20 protein-coding genes are annotated in these 20,774 nt (G+C 41.9%); 7 read left to right on the plus strand and 13 right to left on the minus strand.

Annotated elements, in window-relative coordinates:
- The first annotated feature begins 84 nt into the window (after positions 1–84).
- On the plus strand, positions 85–2,283 hold the full coding sequence (locus tag CMAQ_RS00150) for an FMN-binding glutamate synthase family protein (RefSeq protein WP_048062833.1): 2,199 nt from the start codon (positions 85–87) through the stop codon (positions 2,281–2,283).
- Positions 2,277–4,289 (plus strand): GltB/FmdC/FwdC-like GXGXG domain-containing protein, encoded by a 2,013-nt coding sequence (locus CMAQ_RS00155; protein WP_012185104.1) that lies wholly within the window; start codon positions 2,277–2,279, stop codon positions 4,287–4,289. The genes CMAQ_RS00150 and CMAQ_RS00155 overlap by 7 nt, the downstream gene beginning before the upstream one ends.
- Before the next feature lie 6 nt (positions 4,290–4,295).
- Here the strand turns inward: CMAQ_RS00155 and CMAQ_RS00160 are convergent, their stop codons facing one another.
- Positions 4,296–4,661 (minus strand): RidA family protein, encoded by a 366-nt coding sequence (locus CMAQ_RS00160; protein ID WP_048062556.1) that lies wholly within the window; start codon positions 4,659–4,661, stop codon positions 4,296–4,298.
- Between the two features lie 138 nt (positions 4,662–4,799).
- On the opposite strand from CMAQ_RS00160, the gene CMAQ_RS00165 reads away from it, so the two are divergent.
- Positions 4,800–5,516: a helix-turn-helix domain-containing protein gene (locus CMAQ_RS00165; protein WP_012185106.1), complete on the plus strand. Its 717-nt coding sequence runs from the start codon at positions 4,800–4,802 to the stop codon at positions 5,514–5,516.
- Positions 5,517–5,582: 66 nt separating this feature from the next.
- Positions 5,583–7,928 carry an ABC transporter substrate-binding protein gene (locus tag CMAQ_RS00170; RefSeq protein WP_012185107.1) on the plus strand — a complete coding sequence of 782 codons (2,346 nt, stop codon included), beginning with the start codon at positions 5,583–5,585 and terminating at the stop codon, positions 7,926–7,928.
- Between the two features lie 72 nt (positions 7,929–8,000).
- On the opposite strand, the gene CMAQ_RS00175 is transcribed toward CMAQ_RS00170, so the two are convergent.
- The gene (locus CMAQ_RS00175; RefSeq protein ID WP_156769791.1) at positions 8,001–8,816 is read right to left on the minus strand and encodes a hypothetical protein; all 816 of its coding nucleotides are present in this window, start codon (positions 8,814–8,816) and stop codon (positions 8,001–8,003) included.
- 132 nt (positions 8,817–8,948) lie between these two features.
- On the opposite strand from CMAQ_RS00175, the gene CMAQ_RS00180 reads away from it, so the two are divergent.
- Positions 8,949–9,329 (plus strand): NifB/NifX family molybdenum-iron cluster-binding protein, encoded by a 381-nt coding sequence (locus CMAQ_RS00180; protein WP_012185109.1) that lies wholly within the window; start codon positions 8,949–8,951, stop codon positions 9,327–9,329.
- Positions 9,330–9,358: 29 nt separating this feature from the next.
- On the opposite strand, the gene CMAQ_RS00185 is transcribed toward CMAQ_RS00180, so the two are convergent.
- From CMAQ_RS00185 to CMAQ_RS00195, 3 genes are all read right to left on the minus strand, one after another.
- Positions 9,359–9,844, minus strand: a complete 486-nt coding sequence (locus CMAQ_RS00185; RefSeq protein ID WP_012185110.1) for a bifunctional nuclease family protein — start codon at positions 9,842–9,844, stop codon at positions 9,359–9,361.
- Between the two features lie 61 nt (positions 9,845–9,905).
- Positions 9,906–10,829, minus strand: coding sequence for a S1C family serine protease (locus CMAQ_RS00190; protein ID WP_012185111.1), 924 nt, complete (start codon positions 10,827–10,829; stop codon positions 9,906–9,908).
- A gap of 49 nt (positions 10,830–10,878) precedes the next feature.
- Complete coding sequence (locus CMAQ_RS00195; RefSeq protein ID WP_156769792.1) at positions 10,879–12,219, minus strand: hypothetical protein; 1,341 nt, start codon at positions 12,217–12,219, stop codon at positions 10,879–10,881.
- Between the two features lie 50 nt (positions 12,220–12,269).
- Here CMAQ_RS00195 and CMAQ_RS10890 point away from each other — a divergent pair, with 50 nt between their 5' ends.
- Positions 12,270–12,392, plus strand: a complete 123-nt coding sequence (locus tag CMAQ_RS10890) for a hypothetical protein (RefSeq protein WP_269479081.1) — start codon at positions 12,270–12,272, stop codon at positions 12,390–12,392.
- Here CMAQ_RS10890 and CMAQ_RS00200 read toward each other — a convergent pair whose 3' ends face one another.
- The 3 genes from CMAQ_RS00200 to CMAQ_RS00210 form a co-directional block, all read right to left on the minus strand.
- Positions 12,393–12,653, minus strand: a complete 261-nt coding sequence (locus CMAQ_RS00200; protein WP_012185113.1) for a hypothetical protein — start codon at positions 12,651–12,653, stop codon at positions 12,393–12,395.
- 5 nt (positions 12,654–12,658) lie between these two features.
- Entirely contained in the window at positions 12,659–13,711 is a 1,053-nt protein-coding gene (gene fen / locus CMAQ_RS00205) for a flap endonuclease-1 (protein ID WP_012185114.1), read from the minus strand.
- 199 nt (positions 13,712–13,910) lie between these two features.
- Complete coding sequence (locus CMAQ_RS00210) at positions 13,911–15,230, minus strand: Clp1/GlmU family protein (protein WP_012185115.1); 1,320 nt, start codon at positions 15,228–15,230, stop codon at positions 13,911–13,913.
- Positions 15,231–15,467: 237 nt separating this feature from the next.
- On the opposite strand from CMAQ_RS00210, the gene CMAQ_RS00215 reads away from it, so the two are divergent.
- Complete coding sequence (locus CMAQ_RS00215; RefSeq protein ID WP_012185116.1) at positions 15,468–16,349, plus strand: DNA polymerase sliding clamp; 882 nt, start codon at positions 15,468–15,470, stop codon at positions 16,347–16,349.
- 116 nt (positions 16,350–16,465) lie between these two features.
- On the opposite strand, the gene CMAQ_RS00220 is transcribed toward CMAQ_RS00215, so the two are convergent.
- From CMAQ_RS00220 to CMAQ_RS00240, 5 genes are all read right to left on the minus strand, one after another.
- The gene (locus tag CMAQ_RS00220; RefSeq protein ID WP_012185117.1) at positions 16,466–17,113 is read right to left on the minus strand and encodes a hypothetical protein; all 648 of its coding nucleotides are present in this window, start codon (positions 17,111–17,113) and stop codon (positions 16,466–16,468) included.
- Between the two features lie 9 nt (positions 17,114–17,122).
- Positions 17,123–17,530, minus strand: a complete 408-nt coding sequence (trxA, locus tag CMAQ_RS00225; protein WP_156769793.1) for a thioredoxin — start codon at positions 17,528–17,530, stop codon at positions 17,123–17,125.
- A 39-nt stretch (positions 17,531–17,569) separates the two neighbouring features.
- Positions 17,570–18,001, minus strand: a complete 432-nt coding sequence (locus tag CMAQ_RS00230) for a hypothetical protein (protein WP_012185119.1) — start codon at positions 17,999–18,001, stop codon at positions 17,570–17,572.
- Positions 18,002–18,095: 94 nt separating this feature from the next.
- Entirely contained in the window at positions 18,096–19,283 is a 1,188-nt protein-coding gene (locus tag CMAQ_RS00235) for a DNA double-strand break repair nuclease NurA (RefSeq protein ID WP_012185120.1), read from the minus strand.
- A gap of 1 nt (position 19,284) precedes the next feature.
- Positions 19,285–20,745 carry an ATP-binding protein gene (locus tag CMAQ_RS00240; RefSeq protein ID WP_012185121.1) on the minus strand — a complete coding sequence of 487 codons (1,461 nt, stop codon included), beginning with the start codon at positions 20,743–20,745 and terminating at the stop codon, positions 19,285–19,287.
- Positions 20,746–20,774 lie beyond the last annotated feature (29 nt).

Raw genomic sequence — 20,774 nt, forward strand, 5'->3', positions numbered from 1 at the left:
GTAAGGAGAATTAACCCTATGGGTAATGCTTAAATATACCCTATTAGCTAGCCCACTGTGCACTACGTAGAACGCCTTGATAATATAAGGATTATAAATAGTTTCCTAAAGATACTCAATAAAGATTATACAAGAGACTTCTGGAGCAGTAGCGTTGTTGAGGAGATTAGGCAAATGGCAGTGACAGGGAAGCCTATTAGAATATTTAGAAGGGGGGTTAGGGCTTATAGAATCCTTGATAGGTTAAGCTTCGGTAAGGATGAAATTATTCTAAATGGGGATGAGACCCATAGCTCGGATTTAACAACCACAATTAGTGGTATTGAGGTTGCTGCACCTATATATATTGGTGACATGTCATTCGGCTCACTCTCAGGGGTCCCTAATGTTGTTGTGGCCGAGGTTGCTGATGAACTCAACCTAGTAGCCGGAACAGGGGAGGGGGGTCTTCACCCTGATGTTGCTAAGCATAGGAGGATATTTGTTCAATGGGCCTCAGCTAGGTTTGGGGTTGACATAGATGTATTAATGAGGGGGTTAGGTATAGTGATTAAGATTGGGCAGGGTGCTAAACCCGGTATAGGTGGGCACCTGCCTGGTAGTAAGGTGACTGGGGTCATTTCAATGGTTAGGAGAATACCCATTGGTGTTGATGCCTTATCTCCAGCTCCTCACCATGATATATATTCAATAGAGGATCTTAAGCAGAGGATTGATGCGCTTAAGGAGGCTACAGGTAAACCAGTCTTAGTTAAGATAGCTGCCACTAATTACGCCCCCTACATTGCCGTTGGGATAGCTAGAATGGGTGCCGATGGGGTGATAATTGATGGACACGGCGCCGGAACTGGAGCGGCACCACAGGTTGTTAAGGATAACGTGGGTGTACCCATAGAACTGGCCATAGCCTCAGTGGATAAGATGCTTAGGAGGGAGGGGCTTAGGGATGAGGTTACGGTAATAGCCTCGGGTAGGGTATCGTCGGCTGATGATGCCGCTAAGATTATGGCTTTAGGCGCTGATGCTGTTGCCTTAGGTACATCAGTGTTGAACTCAATGGGATGCATTATGGCTAGGACATGCCACACAGGTAATTGCCCAGCCGGCATAACCAGTAGGTTAGCTGATGGCTCAGTGGTGGTTGATCATGACTTAGCCAAGAGGGCGGTAATGAATTACCTTAAGGCATTCCAAGTGGAGTTGGGGCTAATTCTTGATAATTTAGGCTTAAGGAGTGTAAGAGAGCTTGTTGGGAGGAGGGACTTACTTAAGGGGCATTGCATAACCGGTGAATTAACTAAGATACTTGATGTTGAAGGGGAATGCACTGGTGAATTACCGTTAAGGAACAGTGGCTCAGTATGGACCCCAGACTACTCAATTTACGCAAGTCAACTGGCTAAGAAGGGTGATGTAGTCATAAGCAGTATGGGTAGTACAGGACCCCCTGAGGTTGAGCCACCTAAGAGGCTTATTGATTGGCTTAGGTTAGATGGAGCCCAGGTTACTAAACCATCAATAGACCCCTATAGGGAGGATATAGATATGTCAGTTTACCTGGCGGGAGGGAGGTTACAGTTATCGGCGCCATTAATAATTAGGCCACTTACTACCTGGAGTCCTGAGCAGATTGAGAAAGCTAAATTCGTGGCGCATCTAATGGACTTAGCCATAGACCTGTACGGGTTTAGTAATCCATCAAGTAAGCATTCATCAAGAGTCATGTGGAATAAGTGGGTTAATGGAATTGGGGCATTAGTGCTTGATTTAAGGGACTTAAACGGCGTGAAGACTATATATGAGTATGATTCACCAATATACATTAGACTACCCCCATTACTAAACCCGATTAAAGCCGTTGAACCCTACTTAAACCAAATCTCAGGCATCATAATAGATGATGCATTAAACGGTGAAGTGGACCCAGAGGTTTCAGTGGTTAACGCTGATCTTGAACTTAGGAGGAGGGGGATTAGGTATAGTGTGGATGTAATAATTCACATGACATCCCTCAGGAGCTCAGGGGATGCGGTTAAGTTGGCTGCATTAGGCGCCGACGCCGTGGAGGTGAGCTCAATAATAGGTAAGGCTGTTACCGCGGATGGGTTTGAGGATAAGTTAATAAACATTATTAATGGTTTAAGGAGGGAAATGGCTCAACTCCTTGGGGCAGCAGGCGTATACACTTATTACTCAACAATCGTTGGTAATAGGGAGTTGCTGAGAACCCTTGACCCAAGGGTTAAGGAACTACTTAAGGTTAAGGTGGCTGGGGAATGGTGATTGTGAACTATTACCCATCATCATGCGGAATACTAGGCATTATTAGGGCAGGCAACGCACCAGGCATAAGGGGTAGTGATGTAGTTGAGGCAATAAGTGCAGTCAAGTATAGGGGGGTTGGGCTTGGGGCTGGTTACGCAGCCATGAGGATTAATGGCCATGATAAGTATAGGGTTGGGTTATTTACCATTAATGAACACCACAATGACGTTGAAAACCTAATCACTGAACACTTAAGCAGTAATGGAGCCAAGGTGGTTAACGTTAAGGTGAGGGGTAAGGTCGGTAAGGTGATTGATACTGAGTATGAGTTAGAGGGCGTGGATGGTAATATTGATCATTTAATGCATGAAATCAACAATAGGTTATGGGAACTGGGGGGAATAGGTAGAGTTTACTACTGGGGGAGGCATATAACAGTCTTCAAGGGTATTGGACACCCTGATGAGGTGGCTAAACTATACGGTGTTAATGATTACGAGGCTGATGCATGGGTGGCGCATACGAGATTCCCAACCAATTCACCAGGTCACTTACCCTACTGGTCACACCCCTTCGCCTTAAATGATACCGCAATAGTACATAACGGTGAATTAAGCTCCTACGGCGTAAACGCAGTGCATCTGGGAGTCACAATAGGGGTTAGGGGGCTTGTTGGCACTGATAGTGAGGCTGTAGCCTACATATTCAATTACTTGGTTAAGGTAATTGGACTAGACATTGAAACTGCGGTGAAGGTTCTTGTTAACCCATCCCTCAGGGGGATTACTGATCCATGGTTAATAAGGCTACTTAACGAGTACAGGTGGGCTAGGCTTGATGGACCCTTCACAATAATAATGATGATGCACCACATGAATGATATCTACCTAATAGCCCTAGCAGATAGATTTAAGCTAAGGCCAGTGGTTATTGGTTACGATGGCCAATACTACTACGCCGCCAGTGAGGAGGCTGAAATTAGGGCAATCTCCCCAAATGCAAGAGTCTGGACTCTTGAGCCTGGTGGTTACTTAATAGTATCACTTAAGAGGGGGGTGGTGTCATGGGGTAGGCCTAAGGAGCAGTTGGATGTATTCTTCCCACCTAGGTTGTTCCCAAGGCAGGTAAACGGGGATGTAATTAACGCTGAGGGTTTAGGGTATAGGGAGATTAATGAAGAGATACTTAGAAGGATTATGAATGGAAGTAGACTCGTCAGGGTGATTAACGTTAATGGTCAAAGATTCATAGGCGTTAACCTACCTAGGTATAAGCTTAAGGATGTTAGGGTTGAGATATATGGTACACCAGGCAATGCATTAGCCAACTTAAATAATGGCGTTGAATTCGTGGTCTACGGTAATGCCCAGGATGATGTAGCTGACACAATGCACGATGGTAAGGTTATTATCCACGGTGATGCAAGGGATGTTCTTGGACAAGCCTTCCAAGGCGGTAAAATATTCGTTAGGGGTAATGCAGGTAATAGGGTTGGGGTACAGATGAGGGAGTACTCCAATAGGAGACCGTACTTAATCATTGGTGGTAGGGTTGATGACTACCTGGGTGAGTACATGGCTGGTGGAGTCATAGTGGTTTTAGGCATTGACGCCTATAGGGCTGGTAAGGACGTTGAATTAACGGGTAATTACGTGGGGAGTGGTATGGTTGGTGGTAGAATATTCATTAGGGGTAAGGTTGATTACAGTAAGGTTGGCTTAGCACCATCGAAACATGAGGTAAAAGTACTGGTTGAAGCCTTAAGGGAGGAGGGTTACCCTGAGGACACCATTAATGAGTGGTTGAATAGGGTTCTTCAGGTTAGTCATGTACCAAGGCCAATGGCTAATTACAGGGAATTAACCGAGGATGAGGTTAGGGAATTAAAGCCAGTACTCATGGATTACGCCAGGGAACTTAACATTGATGAGAATCTTATTGATGACTTAATAGGTGAAAAATACACTATCATTAAGCCAGGCATCAAGGGGGTTTTAACACAGGGCTATAAGGGATTTGAGTAATTTCAACTAACCCTTAACAACAGCGATTACATCAACTTCAACCAATGCCCTTGAATCAATCATACCGGTAACAACAGTGGTTCTAGCAGGCCTACCCCTAAAGTACTCGCTGAATAACTTATTCATTGCATCAAAGTACTTGGCATCAGCTAAGTAAACAGTGACCTTAACAACATTATCTAATGATGAACCAGCCTCAGCCAGTATTTTGCTAATTTTATTAACAGCATTCCTAAACTGCTCCTCAAAGGGCAAATCCTTACCTGGAATAGTACCCAACTGCCCTGATACGAAGACTAACCCATTGGCAATCACTGCATGGGAGTATGGACCAGCCTTAGGTAATCCCTCTACATCAATATTCCTAATCATCAAGGGCACTGGGTAATACTTGTTTTTAAGCGTATCACACATAATGCATGAAAACAGTGATGGGGAATTAAGTGAAGTATAATGGATTTAAGCTTAAAAAGATATGAATTATCATTTAAAATTATTAGGTGATTTTAAGTGATTCCAGAAGGCTTAAGTAAGGTTAGTGAACTAGCCTTAGTATCATTTAGATTTAGACATAAGGGTGACTGGACACTATGGACTAGGATGATTAATGCACACTTCATAAGCACTGCCTGGTACCCAATAATTGATTACGCCAACATTGAGGTAATTAACGTTAAATGGATTGATAAGGGGTCTAGCATACATGAGTACTTCACTAAACTCAGCAAGAGAGGCTTAATTTATGATGTTGGCTTAGTAAGGAAGATTACCAGTAACATGTACCTAGTGGGGTTCATGGGTCCATACCGAAATACTGTTAGGGAAAGATTAATATTGAATAATATACTTTACTTTAAGTCAACAATCCATGATGGGGTTCAGGACTGGTTAATACTAGCACCATTAAACAAGGTTAATGACTTTAAGGAGTCCCTAAAGAATATAGGTAAATTAGTGAATTTTAGAGCGCAACCCATCACAAATATAAGGGATATTATGCGGATAATAATTAGGAATAATAATCTAATTGACTATGTTAAATTAGCGTTAACTAACAATGAACTTAAAACCCTAAGGAGTGCTTGGGAACTTAAGTACTTTGACTTGAATAATAGGTCAACGCTAAGTGAAGTATCAGCAGCACTCAATAAGGATAAGTCAACCGTGGATAGGCAAATTAAGGAATCTATAAGGAAGATAATTTACTACATAATGAGTATTATGTAATTAAATGCAACAAATTGCAAGTAATGCTTAATAAATTATTGAGCATCAAATAATATGGGATGACACATGAGGTATATAAGTAAATCAACAATACTAATATCAGTAATGGTATTAGCCATCATTACGATTATTGCACTACCCCAACAAACTCAGAAGCCTCAAATAATATGGGCTGATTACGGTACAATAACCACACTAACCGGCCCAATCTATAATCCATTTTACCCAAATACATTAGCCACAGATACAGTAACCAGTATAATATCCTATGCGCCACTGGCGTTATATAATCCATTCAATAATGTATTTTACCCGGTCTTAGCCAGTAACTGGACTATTCAAGTTCTCCCTAATGGTAGTGGTATTTTAACTGTTTACCTTAGGAAGGGGCTGTATTGGTTTAATGGTTCAGCTACAATGCTCTTCACTGCATGGGATGTTTACGCATACTTCTACATTGAGGATAAGGCCTTTGAGGCATATGCCCCATTCATGCAGCCACAATACGCTGATGAGAGTATAAGGGTACTTGATAATTATACTATTCAATTCCTATTCCAAATATGGAGCCCAACCGAGTGGATATACTTCATTACCTCAAGCATTGCGACTCCTTGGCCTGTTTGGAAACCCATTGTTAATGAGTTGAAGACTATGAATGCCTCCCAAGCCTTAGCCTTCTCAACCAATGTAACTAGGTACGTGGTGCCTTACTGGGGTATTTTCCCATATTACTTAACCTACATAAGTTCATCAAGCATAGAACTAACCCTGGAGCCAAGCCCATTGCTCAACCAGTGGTATACCGTATTTCCGCTTGCAGACTGGAATTACTATGACCCAACCTTCGAGGAATTCTTTACTGGGAGCCAGTACATAGCATCACTGGTGTCGCATAAGGCCACTTGGGCTGGCGGCGCGGCAGGCATTAAGCAGGTAGCCTTACTTAATAGCAGTGGCTTCAGTGCATACTTCGCCCCAGACTTATCAGGCTGGGGAATCACGTTCAATCCACATGTGTATCCATTCAACATAACGCTGATTAGGGAGGCCCTATGCCTCATATTTAATAGAACAGCCGTTGTAGCTGCCTGGGGACTTAACTACCCTAACTACTACTCTCAGCCAATAGCCCCTGAAACTATTAGTTCTTATCCGCCAAGTGTTAGGCAGTTCATTATACCGTGCTCCTATGATCCAGCTAAGGCGGCTCAAATGCTGCAGAGCCTAGGATTCAAGAAGATTAACGGATACTGGTATTTGCCTAATGGCTCCATGTTCTCAATATACGTACTGGCACCCAGTGGTTGGATTGATTGGGATACCATGGCTTCTGAGGCTATTGAGGAGATGCAGGCATTCGGCATAAACGCTAAGTTAATCACAATGGATGCTGGAGCCTACTGGGGTACCATGATACCTGATGGTGATTACGTCGCTGCATTAACATGGACCACCGCATTCACTCCAGCCTACTATAGTGCGTGGGAGGCGTTGAGTAATCCATGGTGGGCCTTCGGTAGTGCAATATCTGCTTATACTCCTGGTAGTGAGGTTTGGCCATTCCAGTGGCCTAATGGGACATGCACACCAGTCACTGCACCAGCATCATTGAAACTACCCAATGGCACAATAGTATGGTGCATCAACTCAACATACGGCTACATAAACCTAAGCAACTGGCAAACATTCTTCAATGATGCAACTCCAGGAACAGCGGACTACAATCTAGCACTAGACACAATATTCGCATGGTATAGTTACTTCACTCCAATAGTGCCGTTAGCAGCCAAGATAGACCCATTCACGTACTTAACACCAATAGCTGATCCGAATTGGCTATACCTCTGTCTACCTAATGAGACAACGTGGTTCCTTGTATCTGCAAACTGGTACACCTACGGCTCATTAATAATGCTAATGTTTGGTGCTGTTGCACCAAGAGGCGTAGTACCACCATTAGCCCAGGTAATTGCTAACGGTAGCCTTTGGGTAAAATACCCACAAATAGCAAATCTACTTGCCTTACCTAGTCCTGATCCTTCGTTGCAGGCTTGTGTGGCATCGTACTTCCATATACCGTATACTCCGGTGACTACTTCAACCTCAACAACCACGACTACATCAACAACTACTACATCAACAACCACAACCACTACTACACCGGTTACTACTACGGCTACAAGCACTACTACGACTACTTCAACAGTAACCACTACTGCCGTTAGCACTGTTACAAGTACTGTTACAACCACTGCTGTAAGCACGGTTACAAGTACAGCAACCACTACGGCAGTAAGCACAGTAACAGTAACCAAACCAGTAGTATCAACAGCATTAATAGCAGGAATAATTATTATTGTAATCGTAATAGCAGCAGTAGCAGCAATAATAACATTAAGAAGAAGATAAGAAGATAAGAGGCCATCTCAAACCACTTCCCATAGTTAAAAAATATTTTTATCTCATCAAATCTGTATTGGTTCATAAATCATGCTTTATACATTTTACCGCATCTATTATACTTATTCCGGTAGCAGTAGTTGTGAAGCCTTGCTTTTTTAATTCTTCAATTAGTTTCATAACCATGCTATTAGATAATGTTAATGGTAGTATTGTTACCTGCCCTGTGCATGCACCTGCTGGTAATTGGGAATTTAGTAGTGTTAATTCGCTTGAACTTGGTTTTGACGTTAATCCTATATTAAGGGATAGTAACGTATAGGCTGGGTCGCTTACTGATTCATCACCTATTTCATTGCTGGCTGGCAGTACCCCTGGATTACTCCAATCCACTACCTTATCGTTTAATTCACCTTGAAGTATTAATGCTGTATTAAGTTTAAGATCCCCCATTAGGTGTTTTTTCATTAATAATGTCTTACCTCTTCTTAACTCAACCCTTCTCCCATTTAATACCGATAATGGATTCTCATAGATTACTGCTAAACCTAAATCATATATATTGAATCCCAGGAAGAGTTTTAGGGCATTGGATAATGCAATTACGTCAGCTAAATCACCTGCCTCTTCATACGCCCTCATAATTAACGATACTATATCATTGTTTCCTGAAACACCTTTAATATATGACCAGATTTCCCCATACGTGTCCTCAATAATCCTCCTGCTACCAGTTATTGATACCCATGCTTTAAAATAATCCTCATTAATCTCAACCCCACCAATCATTACTATTGTTGATATTAATGCCCCAGGGAATGATTTATATTCATTAATTAGCTCAGCCAGGCTAGTTATTATTTTTCTATCCCCAGGGTAATCAATGTAAGCTAGCATTCCGTAATATTCATTAAGTTGCAGGTACATTTAAGTTTTTCGTAAACCTTCGTGGTTAATGAGTTTACGTTTTACCATGATACTGATGCACAGTGAAGAAATATTTAAAAATCGATACTGATATCGAATACTATGAAGCTAACGGTAATAGTTGACTCTGAGAACCGGGTAACAGGCCCAGGGGAGGGTGAGTACATACTCATTTATGAAGTAAACGGTGATGCAGTGGGGTTAATAGGTAAGGAACCTAACCCAGCGTTGCAGGCTGAGATGCATAGGGGATTATATGCACTAAGGAGGGTGAAGGAATTGGGTGCTGATTCACTGATTGTGAGTGAAATAGGTAGGCCTGGGTTTAATCTTGCTAAATCCCTCAATTTAAAGGTCTACATAGTTCCTGAGGGTGTGAGTGCTGATGATGCCGTTAAGATGGTTATTAGCGGTAAAGTTAATGTCGCTAATGCACCTACACATGAACATGGTCATCATGAACACGGGTTAGAATTCAGGTAATGGAATCATTATTTAATACTGAAGTGATTTTAAATGGACTTACCCTCCTCCCCCTCCTCTTGATTAGACTTACCTAGTAATTCATTTATTGATACGGTGTATTGCTTAAGGTGGTTTGCCACGAAAATCGGTGCATTAACCCTTAAAGCCACTGCAACTGCGTCACTTGGTCTGGCATCAATGTAGTGTTGTGAACCAGTCCTATTATCCTTAAGGTATATTGTGGCAGTGTACGTGTGATCAACTAAGGCATCTATCGTAACCTTCTCAATTGTTGCATTAAGCCTCTCCAGAATATCCACTAGGAGGTCGTGTGTTAATGGCCTTGGGAAGTCTGTTTGACCCATTGCCTTCTGTATGCTTAATGCCTCAGCCATACCTATCCAAATCGGTAATACGAAATCACCCCACTCCTCGGTGCTTAGAAGCATAACAGCCTCAGCGCCAGTTGAAGTAACGTACACACCCTCAACCACGGCCTCTAGGTAATCCTTAGTAGTCTCCTGATTAGGCATGCTCTAATTATTCAACTTCTTCTTTATTAAACTTTTCCAGCTTAAGTGCCGTGTAGCGTATTTAAAGTGAAACATTAATCGTCATTGATTTCCTACCTCTAACAACCCTTAGCTTAAACTCCCTCTTACCTTCAATATACCTATTGTATAGGTATGTCTTAAGCCTAACTATTGATGATAACTCAATATCATCTATACTTGTTATGACATCACCCCTCCTTAAACCAGCCTCATCTGCAGGTGAATAGGGTTGAATAGAAACCACTAATACTCCTCTATCCACCGGTAACTTATACTGCCTTGCAAGTATCTTATTAATATCAATACCGTAAATCCCTATCTTAGGCTTCTCAACAACACCCCTACTTATTAATTCACTTATTGATAATTTAGCTAAGTTAATCGGTACAGCGAAGCCTATGTTCTGGGCTCCAGCTATTATAGCTGTGTTTATGCCCACTACCTCCCCATCCAGGTTTACTAATGGTCCACCTGAGTTACCTGGGTTTATTGCCGCATCAGTTTGAATTAAACCCTCAAGCATTACTTCACCAGCCCTTATTGTCCTACCTAAGGCTGATACTATGCCGAATGTTGCGGTGGGTTGATTCATTAAACCCAGTGGATAACCTATTGCAATTACTGGTTCACCAACCATTAACTTATCAGAGTCACCCAGTTTAATTGGGTTAAGCTCACCCTCAACCCTAAGGACTGCTGTATCAACCTCGGGATCCACACCAACTAACTCTGATTCAAATAAGTCACCATCACTTGTAACCACGGTGACTTCACCGAGTTGAGAAACCACGTGAGATGCCGTGGCTACGTAATGCTTATCCACTGCAAAACCTGTCCCAAAACCCCTAACTGGTACTACATTAAGCCACTCATCCACCACCGCTCCAGCAGTCACAATGGCAACTATTGATGAACTAACCTTATTAACTATGCTTGGGATTAGTTCCTTAATATTAGTTGACATGTTAACGCATTCTAACCACTGCTTATAAAGCTTGATTTCAACATCCAAATCACTTAATTAATACTTCCTTTAATCTAATTAATGTACTCATCTTGAGATTCCTCAACTCAGCCTCAAGGGCATTCTCACTAGTGTTAATGTAGGCTTCCCCAGTCGCTACATCAAGCATTGATTCAAAACCCGTGGGGTTAAGTAAATTAACCCTACTTATCCTCTCCCTCACTTTATCATACACGAATTTAATCATGATCCTTTTCACATTAGTCACATTATCTTCATTAATCCTTTCAATTAAATCATCAACACCATTAAGGCTCATTACCCCCCTCACCTCATTAATGAATGCCTTAGTAACCTTACTCATGATGCTTGATGAGTCTGCCTCCAGTTTACTTAATATTAACCTTAATACATCATTCACATTAAAGCCAGTTAACTCACTGCCTGAATCATTATTCTTAATCACAATTGGCCAGTAACCGTAATTCTCCGTTAATATGCCTGGGGACTCCATGAATCCTAATTCACCCACATCATTAATGCCTAATGCCTCCTTAACCTCCACAGGAGCCTTAACAATATTTCTATCACCTAATGAATCCAGGTAGACGTAGGTTAATGGAACCAAGTCACTAATTATACTTCGCAGGATACCTTCCATGAAGGATACGGTACTGAAGCCCCAGTAGAGTGGTGAGAACCTTGGGTTACCCCACTCATCATTAATCGCAATATGGATAACATAGTTAAGTTTAAAACTTAAGGACGTTATCATGTTCACTAGGTTGATTAAGGCATCTAGTACTTTACATGACTCAACACCAATGAAGATGGGGCTAACGTTAACACCAAAGATTACCACGTGTCGTGAATCCCCCTCCCTCATTATTACTAAGTCATAGTAAAGTTCACTTCTTATGGATGACTCAATACTGTACTTAACCTTAATGCCCTCAGTGGCCTTCGGTACATGTATTACAGGTATTTCAGTGGGTTCACCCCTACTTTTAATTGTTAAATCCCCCAGTAGTAATGGTGCATTAACATTATTACCGCCGCCGGTGTAGATTATTGAATCGTATCCTTCACGTAAAGCCCTCCTATAATCCATTCTTCTACTAATGACCGACTCATTTAGGTTAAGGATAAGTGGGTTTGAAACTTCACCGCTTCCAGCAAATAATGGTGATAGTGACCTCGCATCAATGTTCTCCTTATCATTAATAATGACCTTACTTAAAGCCCTAGCCCCCCAGTGGGGTGTTATTAAGTATGATAATTGAGGATTATCTATAGTGGCTAGTAATGATTCAATAAACTGCTCAATAATGGGTGTTAAATCCGCTTTACTCTGAATCCCCCTGCACATGTCCAGTAAGTTAGGCTTCACTGCGTTAGCCACTGCGAAAAACATATTTAACGGTTAATTGAACTAGCGTTATGCTTAGGATAATTAGGAACATTACCCTAGTGCTAGTGGTTGTGATTTCACTATTGGCTATGCGGAGTAATGGTGACTTATTTAGGGTCTACTTGAGTAACGTTAAGGCATTAAGGCGTTAATTAATATTCACTACCTGGGCATAATTCCCTAATACCCTCCAGTATCTTCACAACTGATTGGTAATCTTTCCTCTCCCTAGCCTTCCTAAACAGTGATGCTGACCAGGGGGCTTCACGTATAGTTAATTGGGCGATTAGGCTTAGTATAGTCATACCCTCACTATTTAAGTACCCATCACTGTAGTAGCCCGAGAATGGGTCCTCAAGTAGTTTCACTAGTTTAAGCAAGTATACGCAATCTACCCTTCTCTGCTTGGTCATTTTAATCAACCGAAGAATGAGTCGAGGGTCGTGGATCCCTTAGCCTTACCCATGCTTTTTCTTAATCTTTCTAATGCATTCTTAACCCTGTCTTGGCTGAAGTCATGCTCCTCCACAAGTAGCCTAACTACCTCATCCTCATTAGGTTCCTTAAACTTAACATTAACCTCCTGGGTCACTGGTGGGTTGAGGAAGAATTCCCTTATTTTAAAGGGGTCCACGGGGAATTGAGCGTTCTTAAGCACGGTATTCATGAGTTTATCTAGGCTACCATATTCCTGAATCAACCTAAGAGCCCTCTGTGGACCAATACCAGGTATTCCTTCAGGATTATAATCAGTACCCAGTAGTATGGCTAAGTCTATTAATTGACCCCTATCCCTTAACCTAAGCGCCTTAAGAACATCATTCAACTCTATTAACTCCGGTGTAACCTCAACGTACTCATCCCTACCCGGTAACTTTCTTCTACCTGAAATAGTTAAGTTCCTAACAAGCCTAGGGGCACCGAATAAGAATGAGTCGTAATCCTGGCTGCCGGCAGCCCACACGATACCCTTACTAGCCATATACGCCGCTTGAGCCTCCCCCTCGCTTGGAGCCTGAACCCAGGGTACACCCATGGAGTCTAGGAGTCTTTTAGCCTCATCAACCATATCACTCGTTATGAATAATGCCCTCTGCGCATACTTCCTAGCCTCACTCTTCTTACCCTCCTCAACAGCCTTAATCCAATCCTCCACAGCCTTCTCCCTAACCCTCCTCCTCTTCTCAATCTCAATAAGCTTCAATTCAGGGGGCTTACCATCAAACACATAGACTGGTTTAATACCATACTCAAGCAGGTTAATTGTCCTGTAGAGTAATCCACTTAAGTGACTGGTGACCCTGCCTTGGGAATCCATGAGCGGTGTACCATCGGGTTGCCTTATTGATGCTAGGAATTGATAAAGAGCATTATACGCATCTAACGCTATTAACTTACCGTTAAGCTGCTCAAGACTCACCCTCCTCCTCAAGTTATCTGGAATAAGCTTACCAAGCTCAGTAACACCCACACAGCCTAATCTAGCCCCAGCGTATTAACTTATCTTCCCATTACTTCAACCACACATTACCCTCTAGTTAAGGCAAAACCCCTGCAACCACTAGCATTGGCATATCCCCTATAGTATTCCTAACAGGATGAATGCACAAGACCTCTATACAGGACCTGTCTCTTAAAGGTTGAGGGAGGATCATTCGCTTCTATTCGGGTTAAGTTAAGGGGTTTGCACCGTTCTCGCTAATAATTCTCTCAATCTTATATATTACACTGAATTTATCAATCTCCTCGAACTGTTCATTAACTCTTATGGAACCAACCCTAATTCCCCTTATGTTATTAAGCTCAAAGTTACTTAACCTCTTAGGCACTGTGACGACTATTCTTCCATTATTATAGTAAATTCTCCTTAATACGGCCAACGTTATTAAGAATCCATCCTTATCCTCCAAGCCTACTAATAATCCATTTTCCCAATTGGGTTGAAGCAGTACTGCAACACCACCTGGTATGCTTCTAAGCATTGGTTCCTTAACCATACTTGACACCACCATTACCATGTTCTTTAAGGAATCCATGTAAATTGGCTTAACCTTGAGGTAACTTGATATTAATCTAGCTAGGTTACCGTTTAATCCCCTACCGGTTAAAGGCATGTTAACCACTGGTACTTGAGTTAGGTTAAGGGTTAATTCCCTTGATGGTGACAAGTACCTACCATACCCCATATCCCTGTGTATCTTCCTATCATTCCTATCCCTAATTCTCATTGATGGTGGCGCATTGAGAATAAGCATATTGCCTATACCTAATCCATTAATTAAACCATTAACCTCATCACTCTTCCTCATGATTATGACGTAGTTAGGCTTAATGGCATTAACCAAAGCCCTCTTGTACTCAACAGCCCCCTCACCCTCAACCCATCCATCAGTGTTAATTACAATGAAGTCCACTGATTCAATATTCTTTAAGTAATCCACTAGCTTAGCTACCCCGTAAACCGCCCTATACCAATTACCCTCAAGATTAGTTGAGCCTAGGAACACCTGCTTCACCGGACTCATGTAGCTTAAGTGAGTTATCTTACCACCCTTGAGTATTGAGCAGGACACAGTGGTGGGGGGTCCTAGGTCATTTTGACCTGGGTCAGCATCAACCACACCCACCTTTAATCCCATTGATGATGCCTTATTAACAAGTATTGTCGTTATGGTTGTTTTACCGGAATCCATAGCCCCCATCACCATTATTACTGAACCCTTTAATCCCATTGATAATTTACTATCCCATTCATCAATCATCTCCTCACCAGCCTTAGGCTTATCCACGAAGCCTCCCGGCCCAAGGACCACTGATAACTCAGTATCATTAATAGCCTTAGCAACAACCCTCCTAGCCCGTAATATTGTTATTCTTGAACCCTCATCATACTGTGCCCCAAGGATGTAGAGTTTGCCTCTTAAAACCTCAATCATTGCGGGTCCTTCTACTCTAACATACTCACCACCATTAAGCTTAACTTGATCCACGCCTCCTATAATACACTACTCCTTAAAAAGACTATTACAATATTTATACTTAACCTCTTACCAATAAGCGCCTCCATCATTTTCACTACCGGCCTTAATCAATAAGCGTATGCATGATAATGAATTACCCACTGAAATAATATCTGAACTCTTAACTATAGGATCCCTCTTGAATTACCAGTATTATTCTTTAATGGGCCCGTAACCTTAAAAAGGGTTATTGAGAATTATATTACAATGCCTGAGGAGAACGAGGAGGAGAGGAGGGAAGAGGAAGCTGAGACTGAGGAGGCAGAGGGTGAGACTGGGGGTGGTTCAATAGTTCAGGAGAGTGGGGAAAGTGGGGTTGTTTACACATTTACGTTTCCTAAGGGTAGGGATGTTAGGTATGTTTTCCTAAGTCTGGCTCAAGTTCTAAATGAGGCTTTATTCGTCATGAGTCCTGATGGTATTAGCCTCAAGGCTATTGATTCATCTAAGGTTTCCCTAGTGCTCCTTAACATACCTTCAACAGCCCTTGAGGAAGTTAACATAACTGACACTGTTAAGGTTGGTGTTCTATTTGATACCATTAAGAAGCTGGCTAAGAGAATTAGGGCTAAGGATAAAGTTGACATAGGTGTTGATAAGGGGAGGAACAGGTTCCTAATGATAATATACTATGGTTCTAAGGGGCGGGAAAGCGGTATGTATAGGAAATTCTACTTACCGATTGTTGATGTTACTCAGGAGGAGATACCGGAGCCGAAGATTGATTACCCTGTTAGGATACGGATGAGCATGGATGCATTCAAGGATGCCTTAACAATGGCTGAGGACATAAGTGACGCAGTCACATTCACCGTTGACCCAGAGTCATTCACCATAAAGGCCTCCGGTGAGGGGGGTAGGTATTATGAGGTTCAGTATCAAAGCACTGATGAATCCTTCCAGGAATTCTCAGTGAGTGAGAAGCAGGAGGCGTCCTATTCCCTTGATTACATAATGAACATGAATAGGCAAATGGCCCCAATATGTGAATACGTTACCATAGAATTCGCCACTAATAAACCCATTAAGTTAACCTACGAGTTCGCGTCAGGTTCATTAACATACTATGTAGCTCCAAGATCCCTGTAGTGAACTAGGCGACTATAATAGTATTCACTATCCTTTAATGACTCTACACTGGGTATATTATGGTAACGTTACTTTGTGATAATACCATAAGGTGTTGCGTGGTCTAGGCCTTGAACCTACATGCCTAATGCTGAATCAACAAGATCCCTAAATAACATACCGATTTCATATAGCTTAACTGTATCGTAGTGCCTTGGCCTACTTATTGTAGCTATGTATATGCCGTATTCCTCATGTTCACCCTCATTTGGCCCCGTGGGCTCACCGTAAGGTGAGAAGAGAATGAATGAGGAGACTCCGCTATTGATTAAGGAACCAATGGCCTCATCAATAGCTGAGTAAACATCGCATTTAATTAATTGATTACTATGTAGGAACCTATCTGGAGCCGTTATGGCTGCTATAACAGGTGTCTTTACTGCTGCATTAATTATAGCATCTACGACTTTATTAACCTCCTCCCTGTATGATGTACCTTGGTCGAGATTAATACTGTATATGCCGTATGTTGGGTTAGCCACCGGTATGTTAATTAATGTTGACCTGGTTAACTTAACTAAAGGCGCCGCAGAGGGGTCGCTTTGAGTATTATTAGTGGGCTCCATGTTCAGTATACTCCACCATGATTTATCAGGGTATTGAGGCCTCTTATTCTCAACCACACCCCTATCAACAATATTCATGAGTCTCGGTAATGCATTAAGTTCACATTCCGTGAAACTACCGTAACCAATACCGTTTATTCCAAGAAGTATGGGATACATTTAACTCACCTAGTCATTGAGGTAAGCCTTAATCCTATCTTGAAGAATCTTCTTAGGCACCACACCTATTACCTGGTCGATTGGTTCACCGTTCTTGAAAATTATGACTGTTGGTAGACTCATAACGTAGTATTTAGCCGCAATTTCAGGTTCCTCTTCAGTATTAAGTCTACCGAAACCCACATTAGGCATCTCAGCAGCCAGTCTCTTTATTATTGGCTCAAGCATGAAGCAGGGGGCGCACCAGGTGGCCCAGAAGTCAACTACAGCAACTTCATGAGTCTTAATGAATTCATCAAAGTTACTGCGATTCAACTCCACTACACCACCAGTATTGTTAACGTTCTTAATCATTTCCCTAGCCTTCCTTTCAAGTAGCTTATCTAATTCAGGGTCTTTGTCAACATCATTAGCCATGAATTCCCCCATGCCTAGTATTTAATAAGCCTTTTTCCGTCAACCACTACCCTTCAGTAATCTATACGCGGCAACACTGTTATTCAGAGCATTATCAACTCCACTTAATGGATTAGCTGAATTATACTCAGTTAAATTTCCTAACGCATAATTAATGTACGTGCTTAACTGACTTACATTAACGCCGCTGCACTTAGCCTTAGCTAGTTCATTAATTAATACGCTGGCATTATTTTTAAGTAGTTGATAAGCATCATAGAATCTTGAGGTACAGCCGTTGACGCATCCATTATATGGTTCACTGTAGTTTAATGCATTAATAACCTTAAGCATTGTGTACTCAAGGGTGTTAATAAGCCTACTGCATTCATCATTATACCTATGGGTGGGTATGTAAACTATGATTAATGCGATAATTAAGGCAATCACAGTCACCAGAATCCAAGCCAACGCACTACGCATCACACTCATTAAGTAGTACCCCTTAATATATGCAGTGGTGCATGAGCTGCAGTGAATACTGAATAAGCCTGCGGGCACTAGTCATTGATATCATTGAATTTCATTAACCCTCCATCTGCCTATAAAGGTAAGCCTTCTGGGGATTCGTTAATTGAAGAAGCGTATTAATTAATTCCCTGACATTATCATTACTTGTACTTAACCCAGCGTACTTAGTTAAAAGTGATTTAACATAGTCAAGTAACCGGGAATCAACCCTAACATATGTATCCACTAAATCGAGTAAATACGGGTAACCTGTGTTAGTTGTCTGTGATGATAAGTACCCAACAATGTTAGGTGCACCTATTCCACCTAGGTCAAGTACCTCTAGTTTAGTTGCAACAGCAGTTATTGGGGCCTTGTAGAATATGAGTTCCGTGTTCGCTATCTTAGGTATTCCACTTAACCTTCCCCCATCTCCACTGAAAACCCTCTTCAAATTCTCAACACCCTCACTGAGTCTCCGTTCAGCCTCCTCCCTACTCATACCCCTCTTAATCTCGCAATCCATGTAATTAACTTGAAGCCACTGCGGCAGTAAATTACCGTAATTACCTAGGCTAATGTACTCACCCTTATTGAGGAGTAGGCTAGCCATGAGTTTATCATTTGTTGATAAGCAGTGGCCAGTGTAAATGGAAAGGTACCTTGATCTAACCCTCTTAACGACACCAATTATGGTTGTTCTGGTTTTTTCAGCAAGGTTAAGCATTCTCTCTAATACATCCTCAACCCTCCTCCTAACACCCTCATAGGCGGGTAGATTATACGGTAATGGGTGAATGTAAATCTCCCCATCAAGTATTACTAAGTCTATGTTCTTCCTACCCTGCATCTTATCCTTAAGTAGTTTAATCACCATTTCCCTTTCCCTTATCTTTGACAGTATTTCAATTGACCTACTGATTTCACTAGTGTCCTCGTAAAGTATGTCACCTGTAACATACCTATCTGACTTACCTCCAACCTGGCCAACATAACCATAGGCTATTACCGTTAAGACACCTCCAACTAACTCAAGTGGTGACGGTGGGAAACTTGAATCTACGGCGTATGCGAAGTACCTGCTTCCACTAATATTGGGTATTGGGCCTATTCTACCTGAGACCTTGGCCTTAAGTTCATTAACCTCATTCATAACTGAGGTTAAGTTAAGCCTATTAGCAATACTCTTAGCGTCCTCAAATAATGCATTAAGTAGGGGTGGATCAACCCAGAGGTCTATGGTGAGGTCTTCATTATTAAACAATTCACCTCACCTCCTTAACCTTAATTAACAATGGTTTCCGTAATGGATTCATTAGACCTGTTACGAAGAATTCCCTAACACTTAACTGTGTTAATACTGAGTCATTAACATCAGCTAAATCCATGTAGCCACCTAATTCCCTTAAATCACCCTGCGTCGGTAATCTACTGAAGAACACTGTACCAATATTAGCCCTGACATTGGCGGCGATATCCCTAGCCATTCTTTGACTAGCTAGTATTAGGCTGAGTCCCCATTTTCTACCCTCCCTTGATGTTGTCTCTATTGGATCCTTGCATATTGTCCATGAGTCCTCAGGCACGTAATTCTGGGCCTCATCAATTATGAAGACTAACCTAGCTGGTACATTGATTTCACCGCGCTTAACCATGTCCCATGCCTCACTTATAACATCAGCAACAATTGCCTGTTTAACAACTAAGTCAGTGTCTTGACTCATATCGATTACCGTTAATCCACGTTCAAGGGAATTCCTAACCACATCACTGGGCTTCACCGACCTCTTATTCAACTCCTCGAAGAACTCATCATCAACGAAGTAATCTATGAAGAGGCTTGCCTTATGAACCGTAGCCTCCCTGGCACTCATTTTACTCATGCTTTGCCTAAGGTGCCTTAGGAATTCCTGCTTATTCCACTTCTCAAACTTCCTATTCATTAAACCCCCCTTATCATTATCCCCCATTACATACGTTAACACCGCAACATCAAGGTACTCACCGTAGCTTTGCCAAGGTAACTTAGCCTTCGACGCTAGGACTGAGGCTATTGTGGGTGGGCTTATTGATATTACCTTAGACCCCACTGTGTAATCCTTATAATACGTAGTGTAATCCACACCGCTATGATCAAATACAATAATCCTATACTCACTTTTAATTAACTCATCAATTAAACCCCTAATGAGCCTTGACTTACCCATACCGGTTGCCCCAAAAACACCAATATGGTATTGAACGTACGTTGGATCAAGCGGCACCTCCCATCCACTATACTTATGTGAACCAATGATTACCTTACCATTAGCCTTAATGAAATTACCTAGAAATGAACCATCCTTAATCACGTAAACCTTAGAACCAGGTGTAACAACTTGAGTTACCTCATCCATTGTATTCTTATGAACATTAAGCATACCGTAGAACCTAACTATCGCTGACGTATAGGGCATTAGTAATGATGGATCCATTATCTCCGGCCTATCTATGAATGGGTTCCTAACCCTATCCTTAACTATTGGTTCAAGCTTAGTGACCCTCCTTATTACACCGAAGAATAACCCCTCATGAATACTATCATCCTTAATCACAGCTAACTGCTCTTCCACGGCGTAGCCCTCAGCCCTTTTATAGAATTGAATCGGTGCATAAACAGTAGTGGATCCACTGGTCACTATACCAACCTCCACACAGCATTTACGCAGTAGGTTATCTGTAAGCATAAGCACGGTTACTGTCCGTGGGAGGCATA

It is taken from the genome of Caldivirga maquilingensis IC-167 (assembly GCF_000018305.1).
GTDB classification, from domain to species: Archaea; Thermoproteota; Thermoprotei; order Thermoproteales; family Thermocladiaceae; genus Caldivirga; species Caldivirga maquilingensis.